At 41.7% G+C, this 18,848-nt stretch carries 21 protein-coding genes; 2 read left to right on the top strand and 19 right to left on the bottom strand.

What is annotated here, in order from left to right:
- Nucleotides 1-18: 18 nt before the first annotated feature.
- Nucleotides 19-3,558 carry a chromosome segregation protein SMC gene (gene smc, locus KL866_RS14855; protein WP_214995757.1) on the bottom strand — a complete coding sequence of 1,180 codons (3,540 nt, stop codon included), beginning with the start codon at nt 3,556-3,558 and terminating at the stop codon, nt 19-21.
- A gap of 265 nt (nt 3,559-3,823) precedes the next feature.
- On the opposite strand from smc, the gene cysZ reads away from it, so the two are divergent.
- Complete coding sequence (gene cysZ / locus KL866_RS14850; RefSeq protein ID WP_214995755.1) at nt 3,824-4,561, top strand: sulfate transporter CysZ; 738 nt, start codon at nt 3,824-3,826, stop codon at nt 4,559-4,561.
- 144 nt (nt 4,562-4,705) lie between these two features.
- On the opposite strand, the gene KL866_RS14845 is transcribed toward cysZ, so the two are convergent.
- A complete protein-coding gene (locus KL866_RS14845; RefSeq protein ID WP_025255180.1) occupies nt 4,706-6,376 on the bottom strand; it encodes a hypothetical protein in 1,671 nt (556 codons plus the stop codon).
- A gap of 12 nt (nt 6,377-6,388) precedes the next feature.
- On the bottom strand, nt 6,389-7,291 hold the full coding sequence (gene nlpI, locus KL866_RS14840; RefSeq protein ID WP_025255179.1) for a lipoprotein NlpI: 903 nt from the start codon (nt 7,289-7,291) through the stop codon (nt 6,389-6,391).
- 135 nt (nt 7,292-7,426) lie between these two features.
- Here nlpI and cdd point away from each other — a divergent pair, with 135 nt between their 5' ends.
- Nucleotides 7,427-7,834, top strand: a complete 408-nt coding sequence (gene cdd, locus KL866_RS14835; protein ID WP_025255178.1) for a cytidine deaminase — start codon at nt 7,427-7,429, stop codon at nt 7,832-7,834.
- Nucleotides 7,835-7,943: 109 nt separating this feature from the next.
- On the opposite strand, the gene KL866_RS14830 is transcribed toward cdd, so the two are convergent.
- The 16 genes from KL866_RS14830 to KL866_RS14755 form a co-directional block, all read right to left on the bottom strand.
- Nucleotides 7,944-8,612 (bottom strand): hypothetical protein, encoded by a 669-nt coding sequence (locus KL866_RS14830; protein ID WP_214995753.1) that lies wholly within the window; start codon nt 8,610-8,612, stop codon nt 7,944-7,946.
- Nucleotides 8,613-8,614: 2 nt separating this feature from the next.
- Nucleotides 8,615-9,217 carry an RNA polymerase sigma factor gene (locus KL866_RS14825; protein WP_214995751.1) on the bottom strand — a complete coding sequence of 201 codons (603 nt, stop codon included), beginning with the start codon at nt 9,215-9,217 and terminating at the stop codon, nt 8,615-8,617.
- Nucleotides 9,218-9,226: 9 nt separating this feature from the next.
- A complete protein-coding gene (locus tag KL866_RS14820) occupies nt 9,227-9,919 on the bottom strand; it encodes an energy transducer TonB (RefSeq protein WP_214995750.1) in 693 nt (230 codons plus the stop codon).
- A gap of 99 nt (nt 9,920-10,018) precedes the next feature.
- Entirely contained in the window at nt 10,019-10,189 is a 171-nt protein-coding gene (locus KL866_RS14815; protein ID WP_197025454.1) for a hypothetical protein, read from the bottom strand.
- 96 nt (nt 10,190-10,285) lie between these two features.
- Nucleotides 10,286-11,332, bottom strand: coding sequence for a succinylglutamate desuccinylase/aspartoacylase family protein (locus tag KL866_RS14810; protein WP_251140087.1), 1,047 nt, complete (start codon nt 11,330-11,332; stop codon nt 10,286-10,288).
- 125 nt (nt 11,333-11,457) lie between these two features.
- Nucleotides 11,458-12,627 (bottom strand): alpha/beta hydrolase-fold protein, encoded by a 1,170-nt coding sequence (locus tag KL866_RS14805; RefSeq protein WP_214995748.1) that lies wholly within the window; start codon nt 12,625-12,627, stop codon nt 11,458-11,460.
- A gap of 158 nt (nt 12,628-12,785) precedes the next feature.
- Entirely contained in the window at nt 12,786-13,490 is a 705-nt protein-coding gene (locus KL866_RS14800) for a DUF4328 domain-containing protein (RefSeq protein ID WP_214995746.1), read from the bottom strand.
- A gap of 134 nt (nt 13,491-13,624) precedes the next feature.
- Complete coding sequence (locus KL866_RS14795; protein WP_214995744.1) at nt 13,625-14,674, bottom strand: DUF2157 domain-containing protein; 1,050 nt, start codon at nt 14,672-14,674, stop codon at nt 13,625-13,627.
- Nucleotides 14,675-14,751: 77 nt separating this feature from the next.
- The gene (locus KL866_RS14790) at nt 14,752-15,009 is read right to left on the bottom strand and encodes a hypothetical protein (protein WP_025255170.1); all 258 of its coding nucleotides are present in this window, start codon (nt 15,007-15,009) and stop codon (nt 14,752-14,754) included.
- A 20-nt stretch (nt 15,010-15,029) separates the two neighbouring features.
- The gene (locus KL866_RS14785) at nt 15,030-15,254 is read right to left on the bottom strand and encodes a hypothetical protein (RefSeq protein ID WP_025255169.1); all 225 of its coding nucleotides are present in this window, start codon (nt 15,252-15,254) and stop codon (nt 15,030-15,032) included.
- Nucleotides 15,255-15,388: 134 nt separating this feature from the next.
- Complete coding sequence (locus tag KL866_RS14780; RefSeq protein WP_214995742.1) at nt 15,389-15,793, bottom strand: MAPEG family protein; 405 nt, start codon at nt 15,791-15,793, stop codon at nt 15,389-15,391.
- Nucleotides 15,794-15,802: 9 nt separating this feature from the next.
- Complete coding sequence (locus KL866_RS14775) at nt 15,803-16,189, bottom strand: tautomerase family protein (RefSeq protein ID WP_214995740.1); 387 nt, start codon at nt 16,187-16,189, stop codon at nt 15,803-15,805.
- A 72-nt stretch (nt 16,190-16,261) separates the two neighbouring features.
- The gene (locus KL866_RS14770; protein ID WP_214995738.1) at nt 16,262-16,717 is read right to left on the bottom strand and encodes a nuclear transport factor 2 family protein; all 456 of its coding nucleotides are present in this window, start codon (nt 16,715-16,717) and stop codon (nt 16,262-16,264) included.
- A 72-nt stretch (nt 16,718-16,789) separates the two neighbouring features.
- Entirely contained in the window at nt 16,790-17,812 is a 1,023-nt protein-coding gene (locus KL866_RS14765) for a hypothetical protein (RefSeq protein ID WP_214995737.1), read from the bottom strand.
- A 9-nt stretch (nt 17,813-17,821) separates the two neighbouring features.
- The gene (locus tag KL866_RS14760) at nt 17,822-18,418 is read right to left on the bottom strand and encodes a DUF998 domain-containing protein (protein WP_214995735.1); all 597 of its coding nucleotides are present in this window, start codon (nt 18,416-18,418) and stop codon (nt 17,822-17,824) included.
- Nucleotides 18,419-18,491: 73 nt separating this feature from the next.
- Nucleotides 18,492-18,848, bottom strand: a 357-nt coding sequence (locus tag KL866_RS14755; RefSeq protein ID WP_214995734.1) for a shikimate kinase, incomplete at its 5' end; no start/stop codon positions are given.

Genomic DNA, 18,848 nt, shown 5'->3' with positions numbered 1-18,848 from the left:
AATTTCTTTCGCCCTTTGTTATGCTTCTGCGAAGGCTACAGCCTCGTCAACATCTACCGCTACCATACGCGAAACTCCAGGTTCCGCCATAGTAACACCGGTTAGGTGACTGGCCATTTCCATCGCTATTTTATTGTGGGTGATATAAATAAACTGCACTGTTTGTGACATTTCTGACACTAAGTTACAAAAGCGCCCTACATTTGCATCATCCAATGGTGCATCTACTTCATCCAGCAGACAAAATGGCGCCGGATTTAATCTGAAAATAGCAAACACCAATGATAAAGCGGTTAATGCTTTTTCTCCACCGCTTAAGAGGTGAATAGTACTATTTTTCTTACCAGGTGGGCGAGCCATTATCGTCACCCCTGTTTCTAATAAGTCGTCATCGGTAAGCGCAAGGTATGCCGACCCCCCGCCGAAGACCTTAGGGAATAACGTTTTAAGGTCATCATTAACCTGCTCGAAGGTATTCGAAAAGCGCGTACGCGTTTCTTTGTCAATCTTGCGAATGGCAGATTGCAGTGTTTCCAATGCTTCGGTAAGGTCGTTGTGCTGTGTATCTAAATGTGACTTTCTTTGTGACTGGGTTTCATATTCTTCAACCGCAGCTAAGTTTACCGCCCCTAAACGCTGCAAATTAGCCTGTGTTTTTTCAAGGTCTTCTTGCCAGCGCTTTTCATCGGCATCTTCGGGTAAGGTTTCTAAAATACTCTTGAGCGACTGTTGCGTTTCATCAAGCTGCTCTAAAATCGTATTCGCACGTACCCGATACCCTTCAATATCAATGTTGAGCTTATCGATATTTGTTTGTCGGGTTTGAATGTCTTTACCCAGTGCCTGATGCCCTTTTTCAGCTTCTCGTAACCATTGTTCTATATCTTCAAGACTACTTTGCTTCGCACTTTTTAATTGCTCAAGTTCCGCTTTGTTTTCCAACAGCGACTGGAGTTCTGCTTCTTGAATTTCTTCAGGAGACGTTAACTGTACAAGCTCTTGTTGCAGTCTTTCTTTGTTCTTTATGTATTCTTCACGCTGCTGCAGGTTACGCGTAACCTGCTGGCTATATAAATTTTGATGATTTTCAAGCTGCTGCTTTTTAAGTGCAAGTTCATGATTTTGAGTTGTTAATGTATCGACTAACGCGCGCAATTCTGATGTAGCTCGCTCATTCGCTTCACGCTTAGCGTTAACATCGTCAACGTGTACTTCGTGTTCTAAAATCTGCGCTTCTTGAAGCTCTAATTTTTCTGAAAGTTGGGCTAACTGCTCATCTTCTTTCGCTAGCATTGTGTCTTGCTTTACTAACTCATCGTTCAGTTTTGAAGTACGTGCAGACTGCTGCTGCCGTTGCATTTCAAGCAAAGAAAGTTTGTTTTTAAGTTGTGTGCGCTGACTCTCTTTCTCTCCTAAGGCATTCGTAATTGAATGCCTATGAACCTCACTGTGTTCAAGTTCCTGTTCAGCATGCTCGAACGAATGCGTAATATCAACTAGAAGGCTTTCTGTTTCTTCGATGCTATCTTTCAATGTTTTAATTTTATTGGCACGCTGCAAAGCACCGTCGTTCGCCTCACCAGGTTTGACGACCCATTGTTCGCTTGCCCAAAGCCCTGAGGGCGAAATCGCGCTACTAAACCCATGAGCTATGCCTTCAGGTTCGCTCTCATCTGCAAAGGCACTTTTAAAGCTACTTACAATCGTTTTCGCAAGTTCTTCATCGTCGCGACAAAGGTAAATGTCATTAAAGAATGCGGGGACACGCTGCGTTGAAGGACCACTGTTACTAGATTCAGCTAACAATGCATGCGCTAAGGAACCGGCTCTGGCCGCGGTTACAAACGCCTCGTCGGTGAATACTTTTATACCACTTGGTAGACTTTCTTTGGTTTGAAGTAGAGTTTGTATAGAGCAACTTTTAGCGACCACAGGGTCTTTAGCGTGTTGCAAAATAGACTCAATACACGGCGCAAGTGCTTGGTTAGAACTAAACTGCTGCCACAGTTTTTCTAAACCCTCTAACAACACATCTTCAAAGCTTGAGGCGTCTTGCTGAAGCGCTTCTAGTGCAGCTTTTGTGGAAAGTGCAGTTTGTAACTGGCCCTGCGCATCACGGCGCTTCGCCTCGATCGCGTTTACATCTGCGTGTTGCTTTTGCACTTGCTCGCTGGCTATTTGAAGTGACTGCTTTACTTCATCAATGTCAAAATCAAGCTCGCTACATTGCTCTTCTAAAAGCGCAACTTGGCTGGTGTAGTCTTCTTCATCTAATTGTTTTAACTCGTCTTGCAGTTCGCTAATGCGCTGGGAAGTACGAAGCTGCATGCTCATTGTAGACTGAATTTGGCTATGGCACTGCTGCACATTTTGACGAAGTTGATTGTACGTCTGCTCTTGCTCACGTGCTTTTACGTTGAACTCTCTTAAGGCCTGCTCAGCGTCTTCAAAGCGCTCTTTTGCGTGTTCTAATTCAGCTTCTTTTAATACAAACTCGGGCTCAATGCTTTCAAGTGCCTCATTTGACACTGCAAGCGCTTCCTGTGCCTCATCAATAGAATGATTAAGCAGTTCATGTTGTTCGTTAATTCTCGCTAATTCTTGCTCTACTTGTACTTTACGTTGTTTCGCATGCAGAGCATTTTGCTCTAATCGCGTGATCGCATTACTGGTAGTGAACAACTGCTGTTGTAGGTCGTCTATAGTGTGCTTTGTCTCAACTTGCTTGGTTTTATACGACTCAAGTCCTGCTTCGTCACCTTGTAGCCGAGCGACCAAATCATCAACTTCTAGTTGCAATGCTTGCTGCTGCTTTTGCAGCGCTTCAATATGTTCACTATTTTTCAGAAAACGAAGGGCTGCTAGCTGACCTTTCAACTCTCTGGCTTGTGCGCGAAGCGTTTTATAGCGGGTAGCTGCTGCAGCTTGACGCTGTAATTTTTCGAGTTGCTTTCCCAGTTCATCACGCACATCGTTTAAGCGTTCAAGGTTATCTTGCGTATGCCTAATACGATTTTCTGTTTCTCTACGGCGTTCTTTATACTTTGAAATACCCGCGGCTTCTTCAATAAATACACGCAGGTCTTGAGGTTTTGATTCAATAAGCCGTGATATCATTCCTTGTTCAATAATAGCGTAAGAGCGCGGCCCTAGCCCTGTTCCTAAAAAGAGATCGGTTACGTCGCGTCTGCGGCATCTGGTGCCGTTGAGAAAATAGGTTGAAGTAGCATCTCGTGTAACTAAGCGTTTAACGGACAGCTCATTATAGTTTGCAAATTCACCTACTATTCGCCCTGCACTGTTATCGAAAACAAGTTCTACGCTACATTGTCCCACAGGCTTACGCGAGGAAGAGCCATTAAAAATCACGTCAGTCATAGCATCACCGCGCAAGTTTTTGGCTGAACTTTCACCTAAAACCCAGCGAACAGCGTCGATAACATTCGATTTGCCACAGCCATTTGGGCCAACAATGGCGGTCATTTCTGCGGGAAACGGGATTGTGGTTGGCTCAACAAAGGACTTAAAACCCGCGAGCTTGATCTTCTTAAGCCTCACGCATCATCCCTCTGAAACACAGAGCTGACAGGCGATATCGTCATGCTATTAGCTAAAAACATGCTAACAATCGACTGAAACAGCAAATGATGTAGAAATGATGTAATCACACATAAGATTCTTTTGTTATTATGATTCGACTCTATCAAAACTAACAGCTTGTAACAATTACCATTTCAGTGAGTTAAGCACATAACTCACCTAGAGCGTATGATAGAGTGGATAACCAACAAACACTGCGTTTAAAGCGCGCAAAGGAGTACGAATGAGTTCAGGTGGTGTACATTATTTCTTCGAAGGTTTTTCGCTTATAAAAACCAAAGGTTTGAAGCGTTTTGTTTTTGTGCCCCTAACGATTAACTTAGTGCTCTTTTCCGGTGCCTTTTACTTCTTGTTTGGTCAGATAGAAATGGGCATTGCTTATGTTATCGACCTCGTACCTGAATGGTTAGGATGGATTAAAACTGCTATCAGCTTCTTCTTGTGGCCCTTAGCCGTCATTAGCGTATTACTTATTTTTGCACTCATTTTTGGCACGCTTGCCAACTGGATTGCAGCGCCTTTCAACGGCGTATTATCCGAAAAGGTTGAACGTCATTTAACGGGTCAAGACTTAGGAGACGAAGGCGTAATGTCATTGGTCAAAGACATTCCACGCACTGTAGGGCGCGAACTCACCAAACTTGTGTGGTATTTGCCTCGCGCTATTGGGTTTCTTTTACTTTTCTTTTTCTTGCCTATTATTGGGCAAGTACTGTGGTTCTTGTTTAACGCCTGGATGATGGCCATTCAATATTGCGACTACCCTTACGATAACCACAAAGTGGATTTCACACGTATGCGCTTGCACTTAGGTGAACACAAAGGAAAAGCGATGACCTTCGGAATGATGGTGAATGTATTCTCATTAATTCCCGTGGTTAACTTTATCGTTATGCCCGTGGCAATTTGTGGCGCGACTTCAATGTGGGTTCGAGAACTTAAGCATACTCTTCGTGATTAAATTTACAAACTCGTAGCTTATTGAATGATAGATGAAACCATGAAGTGAGGTGCTAATTCTTCCAGCAGCTTCACGTTCACCTTTCACAATAATTATTAAGGATATCTGTGAAGCTTAGGGCTGTTAATGGGAAGGACGTGTTATTTATTTACTGCCAGTAAATGCTTCGTATTCAGCTAACCAGTGTGCAGCCTCTGTTTGATTACCGCTATTGTGAAATGCTTGAAAGAAATTCATCGAGATAGGTCGCTGCAAATTTTGTTTTTCTAACTGCTGTTGCCAAAGCACTAAATATAAAGGTGGAATAACACCACTATCATGATGTTCCATAAATGTAATTCGTCGGCTGGGTTTATAGCTGTATTCACCTAATACTGTGCATGTTTTAGCACGAGCTATAATGGTAGTTGGGTCTATAGTTAGCCAATTTTCAACCGTGTTATGGGGCGCATACCAATATTCAGAATCAACAATTAGATTGGGTGGTGAAAAGTTGTCTATTCCATCTTTGTCACATAATTTGTTCGCCATGCCTTTACCAATAGGGTATTCATCAGCAAAACCGGCAAAGTGTGCTAGCTCGTGAACAAACACCGAATAAGCATCGCTAATATCTAAATACATTACGCCGTTTTGAACATTAGCCTTACCCTGCTCTGCCACCACTACTGCGTGGCTGAATTTGTGCTTTTTAGCAATGTTCGCTAACGGGGTAATATTACACCCCAAAACGCTGGTATTTTTAAAATTAGGATCGCAGTTTAGTACGTCTGACTTAAGCCAAATAGGTGGTGCTAAACAAATAGAAAGGTTTTGAAGGCGCTCATCGTTAGTAAATGATTCATATAGGCTGTGAGCACGCATGATTGTGGCCAAGTTGGTAGCAAAAGTCTGTACACGCTGAAGACAATTGTCATTACTTTCCCATTTGAATTTAGGAGACTGCCTTAACGCTTGGTCTACAGAATACGGCGTATAGAGCTTGATTGCTTCTAAGGCTTTCTCTGCTTGTAGATGCCCTTTTTTTGCGGCAAAACTAAAATGGGATTTAGCTTTTGAAAACTCTCCCTCACCCCACAAAAGACGAGCGTACTTAAATGCACTTTGCATGTCTAATGTAGCTGTTGCAGCGAGTAGCGGTTTGGCTAACTGCGGCTGGTCATGTAAAAGATACCAATCGGCCAGGGCAGCCTGAGCAGGTAAGTAGTTTTGCGAAGCTGCGCGCACCAGCCACTTTTCACGTTTTTCCGGTGAATCGGTAGACATAGCAAAAGCGAGTTGCGCCTCTGCTACCTCGCCCATTGCGGCAAGCCTCATAAAGCGCTGGGATGCACCTTCTTCACCCAATATTTGGTATAACAGCCAAGCTGCATCTGCATTTTCTAGATTTACAAGTTTTTCCAGAAAGTAGGTTGCAGTGTCTTCATCAATGATATCAGTAGAGGTGAACCCTGTGTTGTACGCATTTTCAAATTCACTAAGCAAGCGAGATTGTGCATTCTCACTGCCTTGCTTCGCTGCCAACCACAATAACGCTAGCGCTTCATGCTTACGATTATGAGCCTTTTTATCAGTATATTCAGCCTTATCAGGAGAATGGATATCATGAATGGAGCTATCGCTATTTTGAACCTTGATGTCGGCTGTTTCACTGTCAGAGTAAGAATTGCCCGAATTGTGAGTTAGCTCGCTTTCTAACGTTTGGCTTAACGGTGTAAGTATGCGGGTTGCGTTAGCAATAAGTTGAGGTACATAGCGCCCGCTGTCGCCCGCAACAATAAGCAGCGCAAACACCGCTAAAAATAAGCCTCGCATAACGCTTGTTTCTTACTCTTCGCTAACTAGGTCGTTACTAGCTTGTGCACGCAAACGGTTAAGTTCCATTCTTGCATAGCGGTGTTCAACGTAATCAAACACATTAGTGCTTAAGGCTAACTTAAAGTAATTAGACGCCACTCCACCGTTACCACGTTGAGTATGAAATTTGCCTAAGTAAAAATAGGCTTCACACAGTCTATCCGTTAGCGCTTTTTGACTTTTAACTCCGTTAAGTAATGAGTTAAGTACATCATTTTCGTTAACGGTACCTAGGAATAAGTCCACCAGCGTAGTTGCCCAATGATCGTGATCTAGGGTTGGTCGAATAGAGGCTAAATAGGTTTGCCCCTGAAGTGCTGATACTTCGTGGTGTGCAAAATACGCCCAAAGTGCGCGAAATGGGTCGCTATCATCTTTTTCGAAAAAGCGATTTAGATCGCTAGTGGCAAGTTCAGCGCGGCCACCGTAATACAGTGCAATACCGCGATTTAAAAACGCGAAATCGTACTCCGGGTTAATTTCTAGCGTCGAGTCAAAGGCATCGTAAGCCTGAATGAAGTCGCTCTGTTGAATGTAGTGAATTCCCATAGAATTATAGGCTTCAGCCAAATCTGGCTTTAAGTTAATTGCTTGGGTGTAGTCGAACTGCGCTAAACCTGATAGGCCCACACTGTCGTACAACATGCCTCGTTGAAAGTGTAGTTCTGCTTTGTCTTCCTTTGAAAGCGCTGGACTAGTAAGGACTTGATTATAGCGTGCAATTGCCATTTCAGAGCGTGGATTAATGGGCGCAGGCTCGGCTAAAAGCAAATTCCCCATTTGAGGTCTTTCTGAAACAGGTGGTGTCTGCGCACAACCGGTTAAAATAACAGCGAATATAGAAAAAAAGATGAGACTAACGTTTCTGCGCATGGTAAAAAAGCATTCTATAAAAAAAGAAAAAACCGCCTGAGCATTTAATATACGCTTGTTGCGGCGCTAATGCCGCCAACCTTCTCGCATTTGATGATAAAAGTAAAGCGTATTGGGTGGTTAACACAGGTAGCTATGAAGAAAAATAATTTAGAAAAACTATCACAACTTGCTTTTGATGCACAAAAAAACTCTCACTCGCCTTATTCCAACTTTAAAGTTGGTGCTGCGGTGCTTACTCCATCCGGCGAGACCTTTGCAGGGTGTAATGTAGAGAGCGCGGCCTTTCCTTTGGGCCAATGCGCCGAAGCCACTGCAATTGGCAATATGGTTACACAGGGTCAACAGCGTATTTCGCATATTGTTATTGCCAGCCCGAACGATGAGTTTTGTTTTCCATGCGGCGGTTGCAGACAAAAAATTGCTGAGTTCGCGCCAGATGAAACCCCAGTAACCATGGTTAGTCAAAATGGAGAAAAGTTTGAAACCACAATTGGTGAATTACTTCCAAATGCCTTTAGAGCGCACGATTTAGACAAATAGGCTTTATAACCATACCTTGCAATATGAAATAAACGAGGCTCAGGCAGCTCCTAAGCCTACTAGCCTCGTTTACGCTATCCTCTACATCAATACTTTATGCATCCATATGTCAGCACATCAAAGGCTTGGTAGACTGTTTAATAGACAGTATCCTTCCCTGGTCATCGAAGGCTAGCGCTACCAGGGTACCAACGCTGATATCACCTTCTATTCGGCCATTAATATTTAACGATGCAATCAGGCTTTCAGAAACAACAACGTGTTGATTATCACAATTCACTAAAAGCCAATACCCATCTTGCGATTGTAAAGTAGCAGGCTGCAGAGTTACCGCTTTAGCAACCAAATTGCTTTCAACATATTGGCGAGTGTAAGCATTGAAGCGCGCTTGATAATCGTTACTGGTTTTATTAGCCAGCAATTTATCTTCACCTTCAAAACCGTGATAATGCACAATATCTACACTGTGTGCAGCACTTCGCATACTCGGTGAGTGACGGCTTTGAAATGATCCAATGTTGTACACACCTAGCATGGCAACAATAGCAAAAGCCACGGCGGTAAATCGCAGGGTTGATGACGCAAAGTAGGCTCGAAGGTGCGAGGCCACAGTAGCGAACATTTGTTCTGTTTCACTTTCACTTGCTTTAGCCTTGTTATGTGCAAGCACGTTGGTGCGTACCCGAGCATTAACCTTCTCGGTCATAACGTCATTTTGCTTTTGTACCTGCTGGCTGCGTCTAAACGCATTTCGTAGATCTTTATCTGATGTAGACATGATTACAATTTCTCTAGCATGGTTTTGAGACTGTCTTTGGCATATCGAATTCGTGTTTTAACCGTTTCTTTTTCAGCGCCGCAAATATCGGCTATTTGCGAAAGATTAAAACCTTCAAACTGTAGCGAGAGCGCCTCTTTCTGTTTGTAAGGCAATTGCTGTATGCAGGCTTTAAACACGTCTTTTTCGAACCCTTTAGCCACATCATCTTCTACCGAAGACTGCGCGTGATTAACCCGCTCAGAAAGGGTAAATGCCTCTACGGTTTCGTTGCTATATTCAAGCTTGGCGTTTTTACGGAACTCATCAATAAGCGCTCGCCTTCCAATAGTGAACAGCCAAGCTTGGAAGTTGTCGCCGCTTTTAAATAAATGGTGATGCTCAATAACCTTTATCCATGTACGCTGGCATATATCTTCAGCTATGGTGCTATCGCTTAATACCTTAAGAAAATAAATTAACTTGTGACTGTGCAAATCAAAGAGCGCGGCTAACGATGCTTCATCACCATTTGCGCTGTATTGCAGCATTAGCCTCTCACTCACACCCAGCGCTTTTTCGCGCTTACCTTGAAACAGGCTTTGCAAGCTTGCGCCTATACTCATAGGCAATCCTTATTGTTCTAGTTTGAAATCTAATACTACAACCATACCTGTTTGACTAACAGGTTTGCCGCCATCCAGCTTAGGCTTGTACTTCCATTTTTTAAGCGCTCTGCGTGCTGCTCTATCAAACACACGTCTGGGCTCAGAATCTAGCACCATGATATCGGAAACAGCGCCGCTAGCGTTTACCGTAAACCCAAGCTTTACCCAACCTTCAATACCGTCGCGACTCGCTTCGGGAGGGTATGTAGGATCAACCCTAAATTGTGGCGTAGCCTGCATATCTCCTTGAGCAGTGTTCAGATTTATTGATACATCTAACGCAGTATTAGGAACATGTGTTTTTATTTCAAAATTACCGGGCCCATCGTTTGGTTCGGGGTCAATCTGAACCACTTTTTGTGGTGGTGTCTTGAGCACTTGCTCAATTGGTGCGATGGGCTTTTTAGTAATAGTTTGTTCATCTTCAGGCTGGTAGATGACGGGCTCGATAAACACAGGCGGCGTTTCAGTTATGCTTATCGTATCTTGCCTAGTAAGCTCTGCCATTAAAACAAAAAGCCCAGCGGTTACCGCTCCACCAGCAAGAGTAATAGACGCTACGTTTACAGCGCGTTTATAAAACGGTGTTTTTGAAAATGGTAGTTCAAAGTGCTGTGCCAGATTCTGTGCATTAGCGCTTGGTAGAATTGTTGTTTGCATATTGTTCCCCCTTTTTTCACTAAACGGGGGAACTCAAAGAAAGGGGTGAAATTATTTGGTTTTTTTACTCATCCTGCTGAATAAAAAAACCAAAACTGTTTATCTATTTTGATCACTTGGCCTTTCGCCTTCACGAACTTGCTTAGCCGATGCCTTCGCTTTGTTATTGTCTTGGGTTTTATTCAACTTAGCGGCTGCCATAAAGCCAATAATAAAAATGGCGAAGATAACCACGCCTACCCAAATTAATACGTTAAAAAGAAAGTCCATGTCATTCCCTACTCACAATTTTGTGAATTAACTTTAACATTTATTTGTTTGAGCAGGCGAATTAGATCACCTAGCCTAATTACTTTATGAAATGTGTTATTCAGATATCTCTACGCCAATAGCCATTACAGACTGACCATTTTTAATGGCTGGCATTTGATTAACCATCATAACCGTGCCATTAACAGGCGATTTAAGTGTTTCAACAAGATTACCAAAATAATCCGTAACAATACCTATATCTTGCCCTGTCATCACTTTATCGCCTATCACCACAGAAGCCTTAAAAAAACCGGTTTTTGAGCTTTTAGGATATTTTATTGTTTCATAAATAATTGCTTCGGCGTGCTGCTTCGGCTTTTCTGGTAGCATTTTTAGAAAATACATAGCGTTTTTAGCCACATCTAGTGCTTCAGCAACTGATTTTTCATCGGTCTGCGCCAAATGCCCAATTTCAGTAGTAAGGCCAGGCTTTCCCCTTGTCATCGCTGTGTTAGGGTAGGAAATTGAATTATTAGGATCTCTAGGGCGGTCGCCATACATAACGATATGCTGCATGCCTGTGGCCTTTGCAAATTCAAAGGTTAAAGCATCAAGTTCTTCGTCGCCAACAAAGGGAGAATAAACGTGATTCAGCAACGTTTGATTTGCGCTGCCAGAATGCATGTCGATCAAAAAGTCCGCTTTGCCGATAAACTCTCTGGTTAGCAACTCAGCAATTTGTTCCGTTGGTGTGCCGTCAGCACTTCCTGGAAATTCCCTATTCAGATTTTTCTCATCTTTAGGGTTTAACGCTATTCTATTTCCATGAAACCCGTCTAAGTTTGCCAAGTGCAACACAACCAGCACACCATTCATCTCTTTAGGATCTAAACTTTGCTGTAGTTGTTGTAAGGCATACATAGATGGGAACTCATCTCCATGAATACCAGCGGTAAGCAAAAGAGTCGGTCCTTCTCCACTGCCGTTTATAACGGTAACAGGCAAGGAAACGTTCTTCTCTTGCGCTAAATAAGACGACTTTTCGCCAGTATCTATTGTCACTCCCATTAACTCGAAAGGACCATTAGCTTTTGCCGGTACGCTAAATATACATAGCAAAACTGCTACAGCAGACGAGATAAAATTATTTTTCGATAGCATGGTCAAAAAACTTCTAAACTTAAATGAAGCACAGTAAGCCAGATTCATAGTGTTAGATCAATACGATAGTATCTATATGCCAACGTAAACTTCTAATCGCACCGCTTTTTACAAAACACACGTTCCTATTTTGATGCGCTAATAATACGCTTCAATAGACTATCTCTTCTCGTTATAAAAACGCTGTTTTCCACGTTTTCTTTCGTACTTTTAACAATTGCGAATTCAAGCGCTTCCAACGCTTTTTTCAGTTGACCATTTGCTTCATAGGCATCAGCCAAACTATCAAAAGCTTCAGCCTTGTAAGGAAATCGATGGGTGTTTTGTTCAAACAATCGTATGGCGGTATTAATGTCATTGTTAGCTAATGCTTTGTATCCCAATGTTTTCATAGAGGTGTAGTCGACAGTGGCGTTGTATTTGTAGGTTGAAGACTGTGTTTTATAAAAGTCATCGATGGCCATCTCGCCTTTATCAATAATATCTGCCGGTACATTAAGATTATTGTAAAGGTACTTAAGCGCCTCAATATTCCCAACTAAAGCGATAGTATTATGATTTTCAGAGGTATCCAGCTCAAATTTAGACATAAAACCATTAATGGACGTGCTTTCAACAAGTGACTTGTAACGCTCAAAACCGCTAAGCATTTGCCCACCTTCACTTCCCATGTTTACGTACAAGAATTTGTTGAGTCTGCCCTTTTGTTCGTAAAACGAGGCCGCTATATCGAGTATTACTTGGTTGTCCCACCACAAACTAGGGCTAAACGCGAAATACGCCTGAAATAAGTCGGGATTTTTGTGAAGTGTATAGATAGTAAATAACCCACTTAAAGAATGACCAGACAACACATTAAATTTGTTGGTACGATATTTTTTATCTACCCAAGGTCTAAGCTCTTTTTCCAGAAACCTAATAAAATTATCGGCGCCGCCTGATTCTCCTACCTTAGCGTAGTTTTCACTATGTGTAGGCGTAAAGTTAAGAGAAGGTTTTGTATTGGTAATTCCTATGACAATCATTTCATCAGCCATTTTAGACTGTACGAGTAAATCTAGTGTTCCTGACGTGTGGAAAACATTGCGCTGACCGTCGAGGAGGTACATAACAGGATATTGCGAGCTTTCGCTAATGTGGTAACTATTTGGAAGGTAAACTATTAATTCGCGCTTTTCTTTCAATATATCTGAGTAGATGTTTATCGTTGTTGCCTCGCCCCTTACTTTCGCTAAAGAGGTAGAGGGCAACATTCCATATACGACTAAAGCAATAATTATGAAAAGCTGGTACATGTTAATCCTTTTTTGATTTGTAGTTAGCTTCTGAAGTTTATACTGCTGTCACTGGCTTCTATGTCATACCATACACACTGGTGTATAGCTTTACCAAAATCGTCCTCGCTATCTTTTTCAATTGAATTTGCTGTTAACTGTCGCCCGTTGGGAACTCTCTATATAATTTCTGAACCTCGTGCGCTCTCTTTCTGAATCTGGTTGTTATTTCTTATCGCTAATTGAGCATTTGAGATTTTTTTAATTAAATAAATCGTTACAAAAGCCAGTGGTATGGAGAGTATTTCCGACACCTGTGAAATTAAGTTCACATTCATAATTTCTGAAATTTCTTCTGCCCTTCGCGACATGCGAAACACAGCCTGCCCAACCATGCTGTTCGCAATCCAAGAAAACCACCAAATTCCTATAACGAGGTTTGCTTTTTCTAGCTGCCAATTTTGCGGGTTGTGACTTGCCTTCCATATTTCTTTCATAGCTTGATAGGGCTTCCACAACGCCAATATAGGAATGAAATAAAAACCAATCGACCAACCAGGCGTAAACTCCATATTTTTTGCGCCCAAAAACCTCACATTCTGATTAGCTTGATAGATCCATTTTAGAATCAAAAAGCCTGACACTATGAACAGCGCCATGTAAGAAATCGCGATAATTTGCTGCCGTTGGTCGTTAGTTTCAGCGTCGGCTACCGCCATCTCTTGGCTAAAATAAACGCCATTTTGAAAGTCGGTTAAAAGCTGGTATTCCATTAAATTCGAGCCGATAGCGATTAACGCCATAAAAACTTGAACAAACAACAAATACTTTATCCACACTATAAGACGACTAGGGTCTTTGAATTCTTCTTTTTTATCTGACATTTCTACTTACTACCTTACGTCTTCGCCACTTTACCAATCTGAAAATTTAGTTTTCGTTGAGGATGTTAATTAAGACTAACTTTATTAATTTATTTTTAGCACAACTACGGAAAGCTTAGGCATTACTACGCTTTTTATCTTAGCCTTTTATCTAACAGTTCTTGGAGCGGCTTTGGAAGAAAGTTACGGGCCTTACGCGTAATATTAACTTCATTCTTTTGCCAGCATATTCCTACATACACTACGCCTAAACCAATTGCTGTTAACGCAATGGGGAAAAGCCAACTGTCTCTAAACACGTTAGAGGCTAAGTGCCCTAAATAAAAACAACTGCCTAAGGCACCAAATATCGCAAACACTTTTCGAACCAATAATGCGCCTAGCCCGACCATGGCAAGGTTTATACAGAAATAGAAAAACTTTGAAAGTTCGCTGTCCGAGTTTTGGCTGGTAAGCCCGCCCCAAAACGCAACAACGCCAAACAGATATAACCAAAATGCGTAGTCAGCAGAATGCCTTGACCGTATATCAACCCAAAAGGCCAACGAGATCATAAATATGCCGAAGTACATAGACACTTTTGCACGGAATTCCCACGTGTAGGAATTCCATATATCGTCTTGGTCGATGAGAAGCATGACAGCATCCATACTGATGTACCACAGTGTTACTGCAATAGGCATTATCAAAAACGGATACTTGTAGCGCCAAGCTACAATTAAGCTGGTCACCAAGGTGCCAAGCTCCATGTACAACCACAGCCATTTAACGCGTGTATGAAACTGACGATAGACTGCATCGTCTTCGGGCCAGAGGCCAAGCCACTGCTGAAAACCGTAGATAGCAAGCGGTGTTAAACACACTACAAAGGTTGCGCAAATACCGGCAGGAATAATAAGGTTTTTATTTGCTAAAGAGTTCGCTAACTTTAACCCTACGCCAGCGTAGAGCAATGATATGAAGATTATCCCCAGTCCGCCAAACTGTTCCCACCCCAAATTCATAAACAAGGTCATGGCACCGATAGCAATAAGGCCGCCCAAGTAATAGAGAATATGGGTAAAGGTGAAAGCGGGAGCATGCTGGCTTTCTGCCTGAAAGAAGCTGTATAAGTCAATGCCCTGCTGTTCAGAGATGATATTCTTCGCTACTGCTTTTTTAATACTTGCTTTCGATACTTCCATGTACTTCTCTGATTTAGCTTGTAGAAATGAGAACTTTTACTTTACTGGGTTATAGGTAAAAAACCAGCCTGAAGAAGTTACAGAGTATTAATTGCGTGTTTTTCGTAAGCTTTCTCAGATTTGTTCCACGTTAAGTGGCCAAAAGCGATACCTGCAATGGGAAAAATGAACAAAGCAATGGTTGGGCGTACCCAAATATTTTCCGATGGTTCAATAAACTCCATCAATACGGCCCAGAAAATGGCAGTAGGCACACCCCACCCTAAAACACCGTTTACTAAAACGAAGCGCTGTTTTCCTTTCTCTCGCGTTTTTGCCCACTTTTCCATATTCATGTAAATATCCTTTATGAATATTAAGCAATCAGCGCAAGACAGACCAAGACAACGGCTAAGCTAACAAAACCAACAGCGAAAGTTCTTCCTTCGTCTCTACCCGCTCGCGGGTATTTGCCAAAGGTTAGAAGCTTAAGCACCACATGGCCTGTACCAGTTATCACGACGTCAATAATAGCATCTACGACTATCCACTTGAGTATTCGAAGTATAAAGCGGCCCAGCGGTTCTAAAACGTCTTCCATAACTTTAATGCTCGTTTTTGCTTATGTTAAATAGTGCTTTTACCAAATAGTGCTTTTATTAAACAGTCGCTATCTTTTAATTTTGTCGCTAATGACGCACTTTGCTCAGCCTTCTCGTTCTTCTAACGGCAATACTATAAGCCAATTTCACCAATAAAAATCAAGGCCCACATAGCCAACACAGCGACAAAATTGATGGTAAACACCATACCACGCATTCTAATATTGTTGGTAAATATTTGAACAATGCTGTGCAACACTCTGCCAATTACAAATACCCAAGCCAAGTAGATTTGTACACTGTCTATTGGCTTATCCATTGCGATAAGCAATACACTGGCAATGTAAAAAAATATTGGCCACTCGAATTGATTGCTTAGGTTCGCGCTAATTTTAGGCTGAATATTGCTGAAAGGGTTTGAACCATCTTTGCTTTGCCCCACTCCCCATATAACCGGTGCGCGAGCTACAGTGAGTAATGCGTAAAGTACAGTACAAAGAAGTACATGCGTAAATAGTGGAAGTATTAAACTGGACATATTAGTGAGTTACACGTTCACTTTATACTTCAAATCAAGGGCTTCATCACCTGTCATTCCACGGAAACCCCACTGATACTTTTCTTGTTCTTTAATCGTAATCTCGATATCTACGGGTGAAATCTCCAACTCTAGCTCAATTTGTTTAAACAATGCTTTTATCAGTGACTTTTGCGTGTGTATTTCTCGCCCTTTCATCATGTTTATTTCGATAACTGTGTATGCCTCACTTCTACCATCAGGGTAAAAGAAGTCGTCTTTTGACAGCGGCACAAAGCGATGCGCTCTTTTATTTTCCGGTAAGCCTAAGACTGATTGCATACAAGAATGAATAACATCTGATAGCTTACGTTTTATTGGGTTTAATTGTTTGTCTATGCCATAGATTACGATCACGTTGCCGTCCTTTGCGTTTATTGTATTGCTAACGGAGTTTTAGTTATTTTAAGCAGACTTAACACCTCACCATTACTCTTCATATTTTCTTATCACAGCTACTTTACCATCTTCAATCTCTAACACTTCCAATGTTTGATACTGGAGTTCAACTAGCTCTTTGGTTTGTGGGTGAATGCCCTTACTCGTTGCAGTGTATGAAATAGCTACCGCATTGTGCGCAGGTATAATGTGGTTGAGTTGGGCGGTATAAGAGACGTGTGCCCCCAAGTAATAAAGCATCCCCTCACGAATTCGTACTTTACCATCGGGCATGCGGGAATCGTCAGAGTCGTACGGCAAATGCTGATGAGCAACATCACTACTAAGCAGCGATAGATATTTATCTAAATCATGCTCTGTAGCATTTGGAGATTGCGTTGCTGACCACGCCGTAAAGTATTGTTTGCCAAATTCCTCTAAATCAATTTGTGCAAATGCTTGTGTCGGCCACAAATAAATGAGTAATGAAAGAAAAACGCTTTTCATGAAAACCTCCCTGTTGATTTTTGGTCAAACGCTAAGCTAGGTTTCACTTATCGCCTTGCTAACATTTAAGTTTCATAGCTTCGATAGTTCGTTAACGTTAGTTGAAATAGAACATAGTTGTCGTTTTATTGTTTCTATTAGTAAATCAGGTGAGTCTACACCTAAGTATACGGCATGCTTACCATTTATAGGTGAATGTAGCTTTATTATCACGTTAGGTACACCCGAGTAGTTAAACCGTTTTATACCCTTATCTCTCTTCACGAACCTTGTGTTTGTGCTGATATCAGAGATGTTTGAAAAAGTGATTGTAAACGGTTGAAACAACCCGTATCGAACAATGAGGTTATCTTTATAAATCGAAATGGGCCGTATTGCCACAGCTTTATATTCAGCATAGAAAAAAGCTAACCCAAATAGAGTAAAGGCCGAAACTATGTTGGCAACTGAGCTAGACCAAATATAATGTAGTAGCAGATGCACAAGCGGCAACTCGATCATCATGACCACAATGAAGCCCATCAAATTACTTTGCGCACCATCTTTTTTATAGTAGTAAAAATGCTGATTACCCAGATATGTACTGGTTTTAATGCGTGAAGCGAATAATGCGAAAGACCACATACGTCCCTCGAACTGAAGTAAGTTGCTAAGCAACGATGAGCCAAAGATACGTTCTATAGGTATTTGCAACGCTAAATCGGGGTCTTCTTTTTTAATAAGAAGTGCGCGAACTGCGATACTTACCGTTATTAAGGTACCTATTTCTAATGCTAACAAAGCTCCGATAGCAAAGTAGCGGCCACTTTCAAGGTAGTGAAACATCACCTTGTTTTGTTCTGGAATAATAATCGCGCCAATAAAAACCGCACTACAACACAATACAATGGCTTTCAAAACCGCTTTTTGCTTGTCTGACTCGCACAAAAAACACAGTACTGGCAGTACTAGTAATGTATCTAGCATAAACAACCACTCGTGCTTTTCATCACCATAGTCGTTGATAAAGTTCGAGGAGGAATAGTAAAACCACCACCAAAGAGATGCTAAGCATAAGAAAGCTAGAGGGATAGAGCTTTTAAAGCGAGTGTTCATTGTACGGCTCTATAAAATCATGATAATCGAGTAGATTAACAGCCAAAGAATTTGGCATCCGTAACTTAGGCGTTGATAAAGCCCTGGTACAGTTTTTCGTTCAAGGGATTTTGCTAGTTTATAAGAAAAGTAAACACAGCCAATAACGCTCGATGCTGACAGAATCCTCAGCGGCCAAGCATAGTAGCTAGAGAAAGTAACAATCAGCGGCGCCACGATAAACGAAACTAACATAATTAGCCCTGACCACGTATGGATTTTACAACTTTTCGAAGGTGTTGTTGTATATGGGTCGGCGTCCATTGGGAAGTAGCCACAAACCCAAGTACAGATGCCATGTAGTATTGTCATTGCACCGATAACCATAGTTGGCATATGGCCTGGATGTGAGTTAATGAGGTAATAACCAAACAGAGCGAATAATAAGCCCAACGGGTAATTATTGATTGCAGGAGAGAGTTTCTGTGTTGGGCTACCAAATGCACCGAGTTCACTACAAAACTGCTTCATATGACTATAGTTTGGATAGAAACGAGAAGCGATGTAAATGCCTAAAACTATCCAAACCGATGCTGCTATCCCCGTAAAAGATAAAAAGCTATACAAGATGGTGTCCTCCTTGATTTTATTGCGCTTTCAGTAATTAAGCGAAGTCCCTATTCATAAGCCGAAAAACGTTTTAACTGGCTTGGTGCGGGATATTTTGCGTTATCATTTTTTTATTTCCGCTATAGTTTTCATAAAACTGCTGGTGTGCAGTATAAGAGAACGTATCGTCTCTTTCCGTATATTGCCCTATCCAATCTATCAACATTGGTAAATTATTATCTTGGGCTTGTTTAGTCTTGTACTTATGGGGTTCCCAAGGTCTTGATTTCGCGTTAGCTATACACAACTCAACGGATAAATTCATAAATATAATCTCAGTAGACTGCGCTACTACAAGTTGCAGTAAGTCTGTGTAACACCCTTCAATTACCCAAGTCTCATTAGAAGCCGTAAAAGCCTGTATCTCTTGGTCCGACTCTTTAATCGG

Source organism: Alteromonas sp. ALT199, from assembly GCF_018619335.1.
Taxonomy (GTDB): Bacteria; Pseudomonadota; Gammaproteobacteria; order Enterobacterales; family Alteromonadaceae; genus Alteromonas.
This window is presented reverse-complemented; position numbering and strand designations above follow the sequence as displayed.

What these genes read in the sequence shown, in the direction of transcription:
- KL866_RS14845 (WP_025255180.1), bottom strand. Translation starts at nt 6,376, where the DNA reads ATGCGAGGCTTATTTTTAGCGGTGTTTGCGCTGCTTATTGTTGCGGGC.
- nlpI (WP_025255179.1), bottom strand. Translation starts at nt 7,291, where the DNA reads ATGCGCAGAAACGTTAGTCTCATCTTTTTTTCTATATTCGCTGTTATT.
- KL866_RS14800 (WP_214995746.1), bottom strand. Translation starts at nt 13,490, where the DNA reads ATGTCAGATAAAAAAGAAGAATTCAAAGACCCTAGTCGTCTTATAGTG.
- KL866_RS14795 (WP_214995744.1), bottom strand. Translation starts at nt 14,674, where the DNA reads ATGGAAGTATCGAAAGCAAGTATTAAAAAAGCAGTAGCGAAGAATATC.
- cysZ (WP_214995755.1), top strand. Translation starts at nt 3,824, where the DNA reads ATGAGTTCAGGTGGTGTACATTATTTCTTCGAAGGTTTTTCGCTTATA.
- KL866_RS14820 (WP_214995750.1), bottom strand. Translation starts at nt 9,919, where the DNA reads ATGCAAACAACAATTCTACCAAGCGCTAATGCACAGAATCTGGCACAG.
- KL866_RS14830 (WP_214995753.1), bottom strand. Translation starts at nt 8,612, where the DNA reads ATGTCTACATCAGATAAAGATCTACGAAATGCGTTTAGACGCAGCCAG.
- KL866_RS14825 (WP_214995751.1), bottom strand. Translation starts at nt 9,217, where the DNA reads ATGAGTATAGGCGCAAGCTTGCAAAGCCTGTTTCAAGGTAAGCGCGAA.
- cdd (WP_025255178.1), top strand. Translation starts at nt 7,427, where the DNA reads ATGAAGAAAAATAATTTAGAAAAACTATCACAACTTGCTTTTGATGCA.
- KL866_RS14780 (WP_214995742.1), bottom strand. Translation starts at nt 15,793, where the DNA reads ATGTCCAGTTTAATACTTCCACTATTTACGCATGTACTTCTTTGTACT.
- KL866_RS14815 (WP_197025454.1), bottom strand. Translation starts at nt 10,189, where the DNA reads ATGGACTTTCTTTTTAACGTATTAATTTGGGTAGGCGTGGTTATCTTC.
- KL866_RS14765 (WP_214995737.1), bottom strand. Translation starts at nt 17,812, where the DNA reads ATGAACACTCGCTTTAAAAGCTCTATCCCTCTAGCTTTCTTATGCTTA.
- KL866_RS14785 (WP_025255169.1), bottom strand. Translation starts at nt 15,254, where the DNA reads ATGGAAGACGTTTTAGAACCGCTGGGCCGCTTTATACTTCGAATACTC.
- KL866_RS14790 (WP_025255170.1), bottom strand. Translation starts at nt 15,009, where the DNA reads ATGAATATGGAAAAGTGGGCAAAAACGCGAGAGAAAGGAAAACAGCGC.
- KL866_RS14805 (WP_214995748.1), bottom strand. Translation starts at nt 12,627, where the DNA reads ATGTACCAGCTTTTCATAATTATTGCTTTAGTCGTATATGGAATGTTG.
- KL866_RS14770 (WP_214995738.1), bottom strand. Translation starts at nt 16,717, where the DNA reads ATGAAAAGCGTTTTTCTTTCATTACTCATTTATTTGTGGCCGACACAA.
- KL866_RS14810 (WP_251140087.1), bottom strand. Translation starts at nt 11,332, where the DNA reads ATGCTATCGAAAAATAATTTTATCTCGTCTGCTGTAGCAGTTTTGCTA.